Source organism: Xenorhabdus taiwanensis, assembly GCF_036512875.1.
Taxonomy (GTDB): Bacteria; Pseudomonadota; Gammaproteobacteria; order Enterobacterales; family Enterobacteriaceae; genus Xenorhabdus; species Xenorhabdus taiwanensis.
Window position 1 is genome coordinate 2585047 of sequence record NZ_AP028978.1, and the last position, 14165, is coordinate 2599211.

General features: G+C 42.5%; 11 protein-coding genes and 9 tRNA genes. 9 read left to right on the plus strand and 11 right to left on the minus strand.

Translation table 11 applies throughout. The features are described from left to right. Nucleotides 1–324: 324 nt before the first annotated feature. From mtnK to ACE1SE_RS11710, 3 genes are read left to right on the plus strand one after another with little or no spacing between them, the layout of a single operon-like run. Complete coding sequence (mtnK, locus tag ACE1SE_RS11700) at nt 325–1590, plus strand: S-methyl-5-thioribose kinase (RefSeq protein WP_374051053.1); 1266 nt, start codon at nt 325–327, stop codon at nt 1588–1590. Nucleotides 1591–1599: 9 nt separating this feature from the next. After that, on the plus strand, nt 1600–2694 hold the full coding sequence (gene mtnA / locus ACE1SE_RS11705; RefSeq protein WP_374051054.1) for an S-methyl-5-thioribose-1-phosphate isomerase: 1095 nt from the start codon (nt 1600–1602) through the stop codon (nt 2692–2694). Nucleotides 2695–2720: 26 nt separating this feature from the next. Then, entirely contained in the window at nt 2721–3365 is a 645-nt protein-coding gene (locus ACE1SE_RS11710) for an L-fuculose-phosphate aldolase (RefSeq protein ID WP_374053658.1), read from the plus strand. A gap of 89 nt (nt 3366–3454) precedes the next feature. On the opposite strand, the gene ACE1SE_RS11715 is transcribed toward ACE1SE_RS11710, so the two are convergent. From ACE1SE_RS11715 to ACE1SE_RS11745, 7 genes are all read right to left on the minus strand, one after another. After that, nucleotides 3455–3530: transfer RNA gene (locus tag ACE1SE_RS11715), tRNA-Val, on the minus strand. A gap of 22 nt (nt 3531–3552) precedes the next feature. Beyond that, nucleotides 3553–3628, minus strand: a tRNA-Lys gene (locus ACE1SE_RS11720). A 30-nt stretch (nt 3629–3658) separates the two neighbouring features. Then, a tRNA-Lys gene (locus tag ACE1SE_RS11725) sits at nt 3659–3734 on the minus strand. A 30-nt stretch (nt 3735–3764) separates the two neighbouring features. Next, a tRNA-Lys gene (locus ACE1SE_RS11730) sits at nt 3765–3840 on the minus strand. Between the two features lie 46 nt (nt 3841–3886). After that, nucleotides 3887–3962: transfer RNA gene (locus ACE1SE_RS11735), tRNA-Val, on the minus strand. Nucleotides 3963–4007: 45 nt separating this feature from the next. Beyond that, nucleotides 4008–4083: transfer RNA gene (locus tag ACE1SE_RS11740), tRNA-Val, on the minus strand. A 34-nt stretch (nt 4084–4117) separates the two neighbouring features. Next, nucleotides 4118–4193: transfer RNA gene (locus ACE1SE_RS11745), tRNA-Val, on the minus strand. 270 nt (nt 4194–4463) lie between these two features. On the opposite strand from ACE1SE_RS11745, the gene gltX reads away from it, so the two are divergent. From gltX to ACE1SE_RS11760, 3 genes are all read left to right on the plus strand, one after another. Then, complete coding sequence (gene gltX, locus ACE1SE_RS11750) at nt 4464–5879, plus strand: glutamate--tRNA ligase (protein WP_374051055.1); 1416 nt, start codon at nt 4464–4466, stop codon at nt 5877–5879. Between the two features lie 197 nt (nt 5880–6076). Then, a tRNA-Ala gene (locus ACE1SE_RS11755) sits at nt 6077–6152 on the plus strand. 66 nt (nt 6153–6218) lie between these two features. Continuing rightward, nucleotides 6219–6294, plus strand: a tRNA-Ala gene (locus ACE1SE_RS11760). Nucleotides 6295–6510: 216 nt separating this feature from the next. Here ACE1SE_RS11760 and ACE1SE_RS11765 read toward each other — a convergent pair. The 4 genes from ACE1SE_RS11765 to zipA all read right to left on the minus strand — a co-directional run bounded on the left by ACE1SE_RS11765 (nt 6511) and on the right by zipA (nt 11205). Next, nucleotides 6511–6726, minus strand: a complete 216-nt coding sequence (locus ACE1SE_RS11765) for a DUF3820 family protein (protein ID WP_374053659.1) — start codon at nt 6724–6726, stop codon at nt 6511–6513. Between the two features lie 94 nt (nt 6727–6820). Continuing rightward, the gene (locus tag ACE1SE_RS11770) at nt 6821–8011 is read right to left on the minus strand and encodes a NupC/NupG family nucleoside CNT transporter (RefSeq protein WP_374053660.1); all 1191 of its coding nucleotides are present in this window, start codon (nt 8009–8011) and stop codon (nt 6821–6823) included. Nucleotides 8012–8187: 176 nt separating this feature from the next. Further along, complete coding sequence (gene ligA, locus ACE1SE_RS11775; protein WP_374051056.1) at nt 8188–10206, minus strand: NAD-dependent DNA ligase LigA; 2019 nt, start codon at nt 10204–10206, stop codon at nt 8188–8190. A gap of 63 nt (nt 10207–10269) precedes the next feature. Beyond that, nucleotides 10270–11205: a cell division protein ZipA gene (gene zipA / locus ACE1SE_RS11780; RefSeq protein ID WP_374051057.1), complete on the minus strand. Its 936-nt coding sequence runs from the start codon at nt 11203–11205 to the stop codon at nt 10270–10272. Nucleotides 11206–11425: 220 nt separating this feature from the next. Here zipA and cysZ point away from each other — a divergent pair, with 220 nt between their 5' ends. The 3 genes from cysZ (at nt 11426) to ptsH (ending at nt 14086) form a co-directional block, all read left to right on the plus strand. Next, nucleotides 11426–12202 (plus strand): sulfate transporter CysZ, encoded by a 777-nt coding sequence (cysZ, locus tag ACE1SE_RS11785; RefSeq protein ID WP_374051058.1) that lies wholly within the window; start codon nt 11426–11428, stop codon nt 12200–12202. Between the two features lie 230 nt (nt 12203–12432). Next, a complete protein-coding gene (gene cysK / locus ACE1SE_RS11790) occupies nt 12433–13386 on the plus strand; it encodes a cysteine synthase A (RefSeq protein WP_374051059.1) in 954 nt (317 codons plus the stop codon). Nucleotides 13387–13828: 442 nt separating this feature from the next. Continuing rightward, a complete protein-coding gene (ptsH, locus tag ACE1SE_RS11795; RefSeq protein ID WP_047767271.1) occupies nt 13829–14086 on the plus strand; it encodes a phosphocarrier protein Hpr in 258 nt (85 codons plus the stop codon). Nucleotides 14087–14165 lie beyond the last annotated feature (79 nt).

Consider the following 14165-nt stretch of genomic DNA (forward strand, 5'->3'; position numbering starts at 1 on the left):
GTTCTATCTATGATAAAAAAACCCTCTTCTTGCAGAGAATTTCCCCAAGCCTGGGAAATGGAAGATTATAATGAAGGCTGTGATCGTGCCAGCGCTACTTATGGGCTTTCCCCTCTACCAAAACCTCAAACATAGTTGATACTCGTTTGATATTAGTCGAATAAAAAACAGAATATTTCACTCACGAGGAATTCGTTAGTTCCATCACAGACACCTTACTTTTGCATAACTATAGTTAACAAATGTAAATTTCATTACAGCAGAATGAGTTATCGCGGTGCAGTTTATGAACTTTCCTTCATGAAATTATCAGGATGAAAAATAATGTCTGCTCATCTTCCTACAGGATATATTCCACAAAATTGCGAATCTTTATCACATTATCTTGCTAAAAATTTACCAACAACCATTTTACCAGGCGGTTCCCCTGAAACCTGGCAAATCCAAGAAGTGGGTGATGGAAATCTTAATTTAGTCTTTATTGTCTCTGGAAAAGAAAAAACGATTGTCGTAAAACAGGCCCTGCCTTATGTACGAGCTGCGGGTGAATCATGGCCGCTTTCCCCTGTTCGTGCGCATTTTGAATATCATGCTCTAATTGAAGAAAAAAAAGTCGCCAAAGAATATGTTCCTGATGTCTATTTTTATGATGAAAAAATGTCTCTCTTTGTCATGGAGTATTTATCTCAGCATATCATCCTGCGCAATTGCCTTATCGCCGGAGAAAAGATTTCCCACTTTGCCGAAGATATTGGCATTTTCCTTGCGAATACGCTGTTCCATACCTCCGATATTGGCATGGCTGGTAAAAATAAAAAAAATCTTACTGCTCTCTTTGTCAATAATCATGAACTTTGCAAGATCACTGAAGATCTGATTTTTACTGAACCCTATTTTAACGCAGAGAGAAATAACTGGACTGCCCCCCAACTTGACGATGAGATCGACTCTATTTGGCAAGATCGAGCACTCATTCAAGCCGCCATGCAGTATAAGTATCAATTCATGACGCAAACACAAGCTTTGCTGCATGGTGATCTCCATTCCGGCTCAATCATGGTGACGCCAAACTCCACCAAAGTTATTGATCCAGAATTTAGTTTTATGGGACCAATGGCGTTTGATATCGGTAACTATATCGGTAATTTATTGATGGCTTACTTTGCCCAGCCAGCCCTGCGAGAAAATCATGCACAGTGCGTTGATTACCAAACATGGCTTTTAGGACAAATAGAAACAACCTGGTCGGTGTTTGAACGCCATTTTCGCCAATTATGGAATGAAAAAGACATTGGGGATGCTTATCCTGTCGTGCTTTATCAACAGGGGATATTCGATGCTTCCTTCTTAAAAACAGTGCAAGATGACTTTCTATCCACCTTATTTAAAGACACACTCGCCTATGCTGGCTTAGAAATTAATCGTCGTATTGTTGGGTTTGCCGGTGTTGCCGATTTTAAACAAATTGAAGATCAAAACCAGCGCGCTATCTGTGAAAAACGAGCACTAAAACTGGCACGGGAATTGGTCGTCAATGGAGAAAATTATCCCACTTTTTCGCTAATCAGACGTTATATTGCACAGTGTTAAGAGGTTGATATGAAAATTAATGGCATTCATTACCGTTCTGTTTGGCTTGCCGGCGATGGTTATACCGTCGAAATTTTCGACCAAACCAAACTTCCTTTTGAAGTGCAGACTATTCAACTACGCACTATGCAAGATGCGGCAACAGCCATCAAAGAAATGTGGGTACGGGGAGCGCCTTTGATTGGTGCTGTCGCCGCATATGGTATGGCTTTGGCAATGCATCAAGAAAGTAGCGATGAAAGTCTGCAACAAGCTTACCATGTTTTGGTGAAAACCCGTCCTACTGCGATCAATTTAAAGTGGGCTTTGGATCGAACTTATCGAGCACTAGAAAATCTCGAATATTCACAACGTGAAACAACAGCTTATCGTATCGCCAATGAAATTGCAGATGAAGATGTGGAACTCTGTCACAAAATTGGTGAGCACGGATTAAAAATAATCCAGAGTATCGCAGAAACCAAACCAACAGGCGAAACGGTCAAGATCCTGACTCACTGCAATGCCGGCTGGCTCGCGACAGTAGATTGGGGAACGGCTCTGGCGCCAATTTATATGGCGCATGATGCCGGGATCAAGGTTCATGTCTGGGTTGATGAAACCCGTCCTCGTAATCAAGGAGGGTTGACTGCTTTCGAATTAGGTTCACATGGTGTACCACATACTTTAATTGCTGATAACGCCGGTGGGCATTTGATGCAACATGGCAATGTGGATCTCTGTATTGTTGGTACAGACCGGACAACCGCCCGAGGCGATGTATGCAACAAAATTGGCACTTATCTCAAGGCATTAGCAGCCAAAGCCAATCAGGTGCCTTTTTACGTTGCCCTGCCATCTCCTACATTGGATTTAACCGTCTGGGATGGCGTAAAAGAAATTCCCATTGAGCAACGTTCAGGTGAAGAACAGTCCTACGTATATGGCATCACACCTGAAGGTGTACGAAGCTGGGTTAACACAGCGCCACATGGAACATCTTGTGAAAACTATGCTTTTGATGTTACACCTGCTGAACTTATCACCGGATTGATTACCGAACGTGGGATTTGTGATGCCAGTGCGGAAGGATTACGAGCGCTTTTCCCTGATCTGTGTGGGTAACCGTCATTATCATGCAAGGTAAAATGATGAATAGAGCACAAATCGCCCAAGAGATTATTGAAACTTGTCTCAAAATGAACGCGCTTGGATTGAACCAGGGGACATCGGGCAATATCAGTGCCCGCTATCAAGATGGTTTTCTGATTACCCCGAGTGGCATGGCTTATGAAAAGTTAACAGCTGAACAAATCGTATTTGTCAGTAATCAGGGGGAATATGAAGCCGATAAGGTGCCTTCAAGCGAATGGCATTTTCATCTCTCTTGCTATCAAGCACGTTCTAATCTCAATGCCGTTGTACATAACCATGCGGTTAATGCCACAGCAGTCTCTATTCTCAATCATGCCATACCCGCTATCCACTATATGGTTGCCGTTACAGGCACTGATCATGTTCCCTGCATTCCCTATGCCACTTTTGGGACGGCTGAATTAGCTGACAATGTAAAAAAGGGAATCGCATACAGTAAGGCATTATTGATGCAGCATCATGGCATGATTGCAATGGAAGTTAATCTGGAAAAAGCGCTATGGCTGGCCAATGAAATTGAGATATTAGCACAACTTTATTTAAAAGTGCTCCCAATACTGGATACAGTGCCAATACTTTCTCCGGCAGAAATGCAGCAAGTGTTGGAAAAATTCAAGAGCTATGGATTAAAGGCAAAATAAATACGAGGTTATGTGTATCAACAGAAACAGTATTCAGGAGATATGGCTATAAAGTATGCGGATATCTGATAAGAAATGCGGGTATGAAGTGGTGGGCGATACCAGATTCGAACTGATGACCCCCTCCTTGTAAGGGAGATGCTCTACCAACTGAGCTAATCGCCCACTTCATATCTTGATACCTAAATGGTGGGTCGTGCAGGATTCGAACCTGCGACCAATTGATTAAAAGTCAACTGCTCTACCGACTGAGCTAACGACCCAATTAGGTAATTCTGATTTTGCTATCTAAATGGTGGGTCGTGCAGGATTCGAACCTGCGACCAATTGATTAAAAGTCAACTGCTCTACCGACTGAGCTAACGACCCAATTAGATAATTTTGATTTTGATATTTTAATGGTGGGTCGTGCAGGATTCGAACCTGCGACCAATTGATTAAAAGTCAACTGCTCTACCGACTGAGCTAACGACCCATTCTAAATATCAATGTGATACTGGAGACGAAACAACCCGATGAAGTGGTGGGCGATACCAGATTCGAACTGATGACCCCCTCCTTGTAAGGGAGATGCTCTACCAACTGAGCTAATCGCCCACTTCATGATGACTATTAACGACATCAATACCACTGATTTATGATTGGTGGGCGATACCAGATTCGAACTGATGACCCCCTCCTTGTAAGGGAGATGCTCTACCAACTGAGCTAATCGCCCAATCATAAAATCATTTTTATCACTACGAGAAATATGGTGGGCGATACCAGATTCGAACTGATGACCTCCTCCTTGTAAGGGAGATGCTCTACCAACTGAGCTAATCGCCCCGTCGTGATGGAGTCGCATTATAGGGATAGTTCGAAGTGAGTCAACGCTTTTTATCACTAAAACAATCGTTCGTCGTAAAATTAAACAGAATGAAACAATTATAATCACGCTATGGTATCATTTGGATGGATTATTTTAGCTTTTCTCAATAACCTGCCGTTAACGCCATTGAGGAATTGAAGTGCAGTGATAAAATAACTCCCACTGTTGTTACTTCAATCATCCAACACGCTCTCTAATAAAGAGAAATGTAATTAAGGCAATTCCTGATGAGTAAAATTAAAACCCGTTTTGCACCAAGTCCTACTGGCTATCTGCATGTTGGTGGTGCGCGTACTGCTCTTTATTCCTGGTTATACAGTCGCCACAATCAAGGTGAATTTGTTCTTCGCATCGAAGATACCGATCTGGAACGCTCTACCCAAGAAGCCATCGACGCAATTATGGACGGGATGAACTGGTTAAATCTGAATTGGGATGAAGGCCCTTATTATCAGACCAAACGTTTCGACCGTTACAACCAGGTTATTGATGAAATGTTAGAGCAAGGTACTGCTTACCGTTGCTATTGCTCTAAAGAGCGTTTGGAACAATTGCGTGAAACTCAGATGGCTAATGGTGAAAAACCACGTTATGACGGAAAATGCCGTGATAGCGAGTGCCAGCATAGTCACGATGAGCCACATGTTGTGCGTTTCCGTAACCCACAAGAAGGGTCTGTTGTTTTTAATGACAGTATCCGTGGCCCGATTGAATTCAGTAACCAAGAGCTGGACGATTTGATCATTCGCCGTACCGATGGCTCACCAACTTATAACTTCTGTGTAGTTATTGATGATTGGGATATGGAAATAACCCATGTTATTCGTGGTGAAGACCATATCAATAATACCCCACGTCAGATCAATATCCTGAAAGCGCTTGGCGCACCTGTCCCAGAATACGCCCATGTTTCTATGATCCTCGGCGACGATGGTAAAAAACTGTCCAAACGCCACGGTGCAGTCAGTGTAATGCAATACCGTGATGATGGTTATCTGCCAGAAGCACTGTTGAACTATCTGGTTCGTCTGGGCTGGTCACATGGCGATCAGGAAATTTTCAGCGTTGAAGAAATGACTGAACTGTTTAGCCTTGATGCCATCAGCAAATCTGCCAGTGCATTCAATACGGAAAAACTGCAATGGTTGAACCACCACTACATCAATACGCTGCCAGCAGAAAAAGTTGCTGTACATTTAGCGTGGCATATTGAACAGCAAGGTATTGATACTCGCACGGGTCCAGAACTGGTTGATTTGATCAAACTATTAGGTGAGCGCTGCAAGACACTGAAAGAAATGGCTGAATCTTGCCGTTATTTCTATGAAGAGTTTGCCGAGTTTAATGCGGATGCGGCGAAAAAACATCTGCGTCCAGTTGCTCGCCAGCCATTAGAAATTGCCCGTGCGAAACTGGCAGCTATTACTGAATGGACACCTGAGAATATCCATCACGCTATTCAGGCGACGGCTGATGAATTAGAAGTTGGAATGGGTAAAGTCGGTATGCCACTGCGTGTTGCTGTTACAGGTGCGGGGCAATCTCCAAGTGTTGATGTGACAATCCATGCTATTAACCAAGCTCGTTCATTATCTCGTATTGATAAGGCTCTGGCTTATATTGTTCAGCGTGAAGCGCAATAAATCGTCATTTACCGAAGTTACGTCATAATGTGGCGTGAATAATCAAGGCACTCAATTCATTGCAGTGCCTTGATTTTTTACCCTCCAAACTGGCCATTGTCGGCTTTTTCAACGCTTACACCGAGAATATTAATGAATTCATTGACAGAATTCTCCGGTTTTCATATGATTCGCCCCGTCCTACAGGATTTTGATTTGGGGCTATAGCTCAGCTGGGAGAGCGCTTGCATGGCATGCAAGAGGTCAGCGGTTCGATCCCGCTTAGCTCCACCAAATACTTATCTTACTTACTCATCAGAGTAATCAGTATTTGGTATTCAAAACCTGAACCACATTTGTGGGGCTATAGCTCAGCTGGGAGAGCGCTTGCATGGCATGCAAGAGGTCAGCGGTTCGATCCCGCTTAGCTCCACCAAAATTCTTAATCCCTGAAGACGCCAGTTTTCAGGGATTTTTCTCATATCGCTGTATTCGTAATCCAATTAAGGGTTAAGGTCAATTATTAAAAAATTGGCTATAAGAACCTATTCCTGTCATCATTTATTGCACGCAGGATATTAGTGCTATCAGGGAAATGGTTAAGCGATTTATATCACTGATTTGATAATAATGAACAAAAAAACTTTATCCATCAGGATCCTTTCAACGGTTTTACCAGCGAGTCCAATCCTTCAATTTTTATTGCAAGCGTCATTTCCATCAATTCTCCCAGTTTTCCCTGTGGAAACTCCCCCTTGCGAGCAAACCAAAGTAAATACTCTTCCGGTAAATCAATTAACATTCGCCCTTTATATTTACCAAATGGCATAGCTGTATTCGCTATTTCCAGCAAATTTTCTTTGTTCATCATATCAACATCATTATCTCACAGTGGATATAAAAAAGTGGCGCCTGCCAGAACGCCACTTTCGATTGTTTTCTACCAAATCTAATGAAACAGATTAGAAGCTCAAAATCAGTCCGGTAATTGCCGCAGACAGGAAACTCACCAGCGTTGAACCAAACAGCAGTTTCAAGCCAAAGCGCGCAACAGCATTACCTTGTTGTTCATCCAGCCCTTTAACAGCGCCAGAAATAATCCCAATGGAACCAAAGTTAGCGAAAGAAACCAAAAATACAGACAGAATACCTTTCGAATGCTCACTTAGTTGAGCAGACATCTCTTGCAGGCTCTGCATCGCCACAAATTCGTTGGAAACCAACTTGGTTGCCATGATACTGCCAACTTTCAGCGCTTCATCACTTGGAATACCAATGATCCATGCAAACGGATAAAACACATATCCCATACATTCCTGGAAAGTAATACCAAATACCAGATGGAAAATTGCGTTAACTCCCGCAATCAAGGCAATAAAACCGATCAACATCGCAGTGACAATCAAAGCAACTTTGAAACCCGCCAGAATATAATCACCCAGCATTTCAAAGAAACTTTGCCCTTCATGGAGGTTGCTCATCCGGATATTTTCTTCATTCTCAACAGAGTAAGGATTGATGAGAGATAAGATGATAAAAGTGCTGAACATATTGAGGATCAGTGCCGCAACTACATATTTTGCATCCAGCATCGTCATGTAAGCACCGACGATAGCCATGGATACGGTAGACATTGCTGTTGCCGCCATCGTATACATCCGGCGTTCAGACATGTTACCCAGCACATTTTTATAAGCAATGAAGTTTTCTGACTGCCCCAGAATCAATGAACTAACCGCATTAAACGATTCCAGTTTACCCATTCCGTTGATTTTAGACAGTATTGTACCTATTACACGAATAATAATTGGCAGTACTTTGATGTGCTGCAAAATACCAATCAGGGCGGAAATAAAAATGATAGGACACAATACATTCAGGAAGAAAAAGGCCAGATTTGCTTCTATCATGCCACCGAAAACAAAGCTAGTCCCTTTCGCTGCATAAGACAATAGATGGACAAATAAATCGTCAAATCCTTTAACGACTCCCAAACCCACGTTAGAGTTCAGGAAGAACCAGGCCAGAAAGAGTTCAATTATAATTAACTGAATAATATAACGAATCTTAATATCCTTCCGGTTATTACTTGCCAAAACCGCCAGGCCGCCGATGACCACTAATGAGAGGAAAAAATGTAAAATATGAGATATAGACATAAAGAAGAGCTCCAAACACGATTCTGTGCAAATTTACATCTGTATTTTATGCAACACATAATAGTAATTTTTGATTACTATCACATTAATTTACTATTTGGGTGGTTACATGTCTCTATTTAGCTAACTCGATCACACTTTAATAATCGCCTCTCTAAGTAGAAGACATATTATTCACCCAATAAACGGAGCATTTCCTCTTCATCAATAACGTAAATTCCCAGCTCATTAGCCTTAGCTAATTTGGAACCCGCCGCTTCACCTGCAATAACCAGATCTGTTTTCTTAGACACACTTCCTGTCACTTTTGCGCCCAAGGCTGTCAGCTTATCTTTAGCTTCATCTCGGGATAAACGGCTCAATGAGCCCGTCAATACTACTGTCTTGCCAGCCAATGGACTGTCGACTTCATCAAAGTTCAGGCTTTCAGTCGATTCCCAATGAATACCAATATTGTTAACCAGATCATCAATTACCACCTGATTGTGTGGCTCATTGAAGAAATTCACAACATGGCGGGCAACAACATTTCCCACATCTTGCACTGCAATCAATGCCTCAATGTCCGCTGCACGTAATTTTTCTAACGTGCCAAAATGTGCAACCAGGTTGGCGGCTGTCGCTTCGCCAACTTCACGAATACCCAAAGAGTAAATAAAGCGTGCAAAAGTGGTTTTCTTCGCTTTCTCCAAGGCATTAATGATATTTTGCGCAGACTTCGGCCCCATACGATCAAGACCCGTTAATTTCCCTGCTGTCAGTCGGAAAAGCTCAGCTGGCGTTTTGACATACTCTTTATCCACAAGCTGCTCAATAATTTTTTCGCCCATGCCATCAACATCCATAGCACGACGGGAAACAAAATGTTTCAGTGCCTCTTTCCGTTGCGCTCCACAGAACAAGCCTCCTGTACAACGAGCGACTGCTTCACCTTCAACACGCTCTATATCTGAGCCACAAACCGGACAATGTGTGGGAAAAATCACTTCCTGAGTTTCTACTGGCCTGTTTTCATAAACAACGCCCACAACTTGCGGAATAACATCTCCGGCACGACGAATAATCACCGTATCACCAATACGCAGCCCCAGACGTTCAATTTCATCTGCATTATGCAGTGTGGCATTACTCACCGTAACACCTGCCACCAATACAGGCTCCAGACGAGCTACCGGAGTAATAGCGCCAGTACGCCCTACCTGAAACTCGACATCACGGATGATAGTCATCTGCTCTTGAGCCGGAAACTTGAAAGCCGTCGCCCAACGTGGCGCTCGGGCAACAAAGCCCAACCTTTCTTGTAATTCGAGGGAATCGACCTTGACGACAATTCCATCAATATCAAAACCCAGTGTCGGCCGCTTCTGCTCAATGTCATGGTAAAAATCCATCACTCGTTGCGTTCCCTGACATAACTTCACATTGTCATTGACAGGCAGTCCCCACCGCTTGAATTGCATCAGACGTTCATAATGGCTTGCTGGTAACTCTCCGCCTTCCAGCACACCAACCCCATAGCAATAGAAAGTCAGTGGACGTTTAGCAGTAATGCGGGGGTCAAGCTGACGCAATGATCCAGCCGCCGCATTACGGGGATTAGCGAAGATTTTATTTCCTGTGCGACGCGCTTCTTCGTTGAATTTTTCAAACCCAGCTTGTTTCATAAAAACTTCACCACGGATTTCGACGCGAGCGGGAATATTATCTCCTTTCAAACGCAAGGGAATGGCTCGAATAGTACGGACGTTGACGGTAATATTTTCTCCCGTTGTCCCATCGCCACGAGTCGCGGCCTGTACTAACTCCCCATGTTCATATAGCAAACTGACCGCCAAACCATCAAGTTTTAGCTCACAACAAAACACCAAATCCTGACTGTCTTTCAGACGATCACGAACGCGTTTGTCAAATGCCAGGTAGCTCTCTTCATCAAATACGTTATCCAAAGACAACATAGGGATCTCGTGGCGTACCTGCTCAAACGCCGTTAACGGTGCTGCCCCCACTCGCTGGGTAGGAGAATCCGCAGTAACCAGTTCTGGATGCTGTTCTTCCAATGCTTTTAATTCTCGCATCAAACGATCATATTCTGCATCAGGGATCTCTGGCGCATCCATAACATGATACAAATATTCGTGACGACGTAATGTAGCTCTTAATTCTTTGATTTTTTGTATAATATTTTCCATGACTTCTCACCAGAGATGAAAAACCCCCGACTAGCGGGGGCTTGATACTAATAAAAAGAGAGGTTATTCACTGACATTGAGCGTATCACGGATACGCGCCTTATAGAGTTCGATCATCTGTGGTGTCAGCAACTTGCGCTCACCATCCAGAACGACACCTCCCACATCGGCAGCGATACGCTGTGCTGCCTGTAACATCAGTTTAAAATTCTGATTGGAATCACCATATGAAGGCACAAGCATAAATATGGAAACGCCAGGCGTAGTGAAATCTGTCATTTGGTCTGGGTCAAATGAGCCAGGTTTTACCATATTAGCTAAACTGAACAACACAGCACCGCTACCCGATGGGTTCAGATGGCGATGAAAAATATTCATCTCACCAAACCGGAAGCCTGCCTGTAAAACACTTTGGAACAATACTTCACCATTCAGTTCCTGCCCATGATGAGCGGCCACATGCAACACCAACACTGTCTCTTTTTTAGCCTGTTCAGATTTAGACTGTGCTTCATTTTTCGCTGCCTCTGGCTGTCCTTCCACAATGTCAGAGTCTGACTCTGCTACCTTAGCTTCTTTCGATTCAGCGGATTCAATCGGATCGAACAAGCCAAGTTGTGGTTCTTCCTGTTGCTCATCGACACCTTTCACCTTGACTGTAGAAACATCAGATTGATGCTTTGCAAGTAAAGGATCAGTATCATCATCAGGTACTCTGGCTGACGATTCAGACACACGACGTTCGATAACCGGTTCTGCACGATGCTCAGTATACGGTTTCGCCGACTCCTGAACATTCGATTTTGACGTATTATCAAACAATTCTTCGCCATCATCATCCTTTGGTTCTTCCTGACGCCCCTGTTTATGACGTTTAACTGGGCGATCACGAAAGAGTGATGAACGCTCTTTACGGCTGGTCCACAACCCATGTAATAGCAAAGCTATTATGGCTATCGCACCAACAACGATTAATATCAGACGCAAATCCTGCATCATTGCTATCTCTGTTGTTTAAATTAATTGCCATCACGGCAGAATATTCTTTAGATAAGAGTATTTGTCAAATAGGACAAGTGCAAGTCTCTACATACTTATCTTACCATAATGAGAGAATTTCTCTGTTTTTTCGGATGTTTTTTACTCATAAAACGACTGGTCAGTAGAAAGTCCTGCCTATATCATACCGTCTCAATCATCTAAGAGAGAATAAGAAAATATGACGAATTCGACAAGGTTGCCAAAACATGCGAGTGGATTTCACTATATTGCCCAAGGTTGGCAACTAATAACCCGTCCTGGCATTAAGAGATTCGTTCTATTACCTTTATTGGCTAACATCTTATTGCTAGGTGGTTCATTTTGGTGGCTATATCATAAACTGGGTGACTGGATACAATGGACTCTCGATAAAATACCAGACTGGATGCAATGGTTAAGCTATTTAATTTGGCCACTTGCAGTTATCTCTGTCTTACTGGTTTTTACTTATTTTTTCAGTACACTCGCTAATTTTATCGCTTCACCATTCAATGGCTTGCTGGCAGAAAAACTAGAGGCTGACTTAACAGGCATTCCGACACCAGATACTGGCGTTATCGACTTACTCAAAGACACGCCCCGTATACTGAAACGCGAAATAGTGAAAATTCTTTATTATATTCCGCGTGCACTTATCCTATTGTTACTTTACCTTATTCCAGGAATAGGCCAAACCATCGCCCCTCTCCTTTGGTTTATTTTCAGTGCCTGGATGCTGACAATCCAATATTGTGATTACCCGTTTGATAACCATAAAGTCAGTTTTACCACTATGCGCAATACATTACGCCAAAATAAAATAGATAACCTGCAATTCGGCGCAGCAGTAAGTATTCTGACCATGATCCCGATTGTGAATCTGTTTATCATGCCCGTTGCGGTTTGTGGGGCCACTGCGATGTGGGTTGATCGCTATCGTGCTCAACATGCTCTGAATCGTACTTCATCAAATTAATTTAATCTTTTGTTTACTACTTGTTGCCGACTACAAGCCCCCTGACAGATTATAAACATGTCAGGGGGAATTGTTTAAAAACTCATGCTAATCTTAAATAATCAGAAGAATATAAAATGACCATCAATTATTCTTTTATATAATAAGAATAGACTGAAACCTTATTTCCATAAATAAGATGTTAGCGTATGGTTAATCAATATTTACGGTATGTTAGGGGCAAACGAACAATGAGCAAAATTTATGAAGATAATTCGTTGACTATTGGTCACACTCCGCTAGTACGTTTAAAAAATTTCGCAAATGGTCGTATTCTGGCGAAAATAGAATCCCGTAACCCCAGCTTTAGTGTCAAATGCCGCATCGGTGCCAATATGATTTGGGATGCTGAAAAACGTGGCATTCTGACCAAAGATAAAGAACTTATCGAACCAACCAGTGGTAATACAGGAATTGCACTTGCCTATGTTGCAGCAGCTCGTGGTTATAAGCTGACATTGACTATGCCTGAAACAATGAGTCTTGAACGACGTAAATTGCTAAAAGCACTCGGCGCAAATTTGGTGCTAACCGAAGGTGCAAAAGGCATGAAAGGCGCAATTGAGAAAGCTAACGAAATCCATGACAGTAATCCCGACCGTTATATACTCCTGCAACAATTCAGCAATCCTGCCAACCCGGAAATTCATGAAAAAACCACTGGCCCTGAAATTTGGGAAGATACTGACGGTAATGTAGACGTTTTTGTTGCTGGCGTAGGAACTGGCGGCACAATCACGGGTGTGGCTCGTTACTTAAAAAATACGCGGGGCAAACAAGTTACCATCGTTGCGGTAGAACCAGAAAGTTCACCTGTTATCAGCCAAAAATTGGCGGGTGAAGAACTTAAACCAGGTCCACATAAAATTCAGGGAATCGGCGCGGGTTTCATTCCTGATAACTTAGATTTAACATTAGTCGACCGTGTATTTAAAATCAGCAATGAAGAAGCGATACAAATTGCACGTGAAGTCACTGAAAAAGAAGGTATTCTTGCCGGCATTTCTTCAGGTGCTGCTGTTGCGGCCGCCATCAAAATAGCGCAAGAAGATACATACAAGGATAAAAATATCGTGGTGATTTTGCCTTCGTCGGCGGAACGTTATCTCAGTACAGCACTGTTTGCTGACTTACTCAGTGAGTGAAAATCACTCTATAGAATTTTTCACTACATTGACAAAAAGGCACCTCCAGGGTGCTTTTTTGTGCATCAGATCAAAGTTTAAAACTTTCCTAGATGATTTATTCAAGTAGCTTTAGTATTTAACCAGTAATTATTTCGATGCACGAAATTAATCACCAACCAGACAGCAAATCAGGTTGTTCAATTAAAGCCTTCTTCGGATAGCGTGTATTAACACCAAATCAACAATTGAGTGCATCAAGTATGTTAATTTTTTGATAATGATTATTATAATCCCACTAAATTTCAAGTTAAAATCAGCAACGCAATAACTTGAAAAGCGAAGGGAATACGCTTTACTTCATTATCATTTTAACGGTTGTAGTAAGCCGCAGGGAATTCAGCTATATCCAATGGCATTCTCTTGGCTTATCAACGAATATTTAAGTTATTGAGGAAATACTATGTTCCAGCAAGAAGTTACTATTACTGCACCAAACGGTCTCCATACTCGCCCTGCGGCACAATTTGTCAAAGAAGCAAAAGGCTTTGCTTCTGACATAACCCTGACTTCTGGGGGCAAGTCTGCCAGCGCAAAAAGCCTGTTCAAATTACAAACGCTGGGATTGACTCAAGGTACAGTCGTAACAATTTCTGCTGAAGGCGAAGATGAGCAACAGGCTGTTGAACATTTAGTTAAATTAATGGGTGAATTGGAATAATCGTCCGTTCAATCAAGCCAATCTATTTCATTCAGCTTATCCCCAGGCCAATAAAATCTGGGGATATTTAGGGCATCGC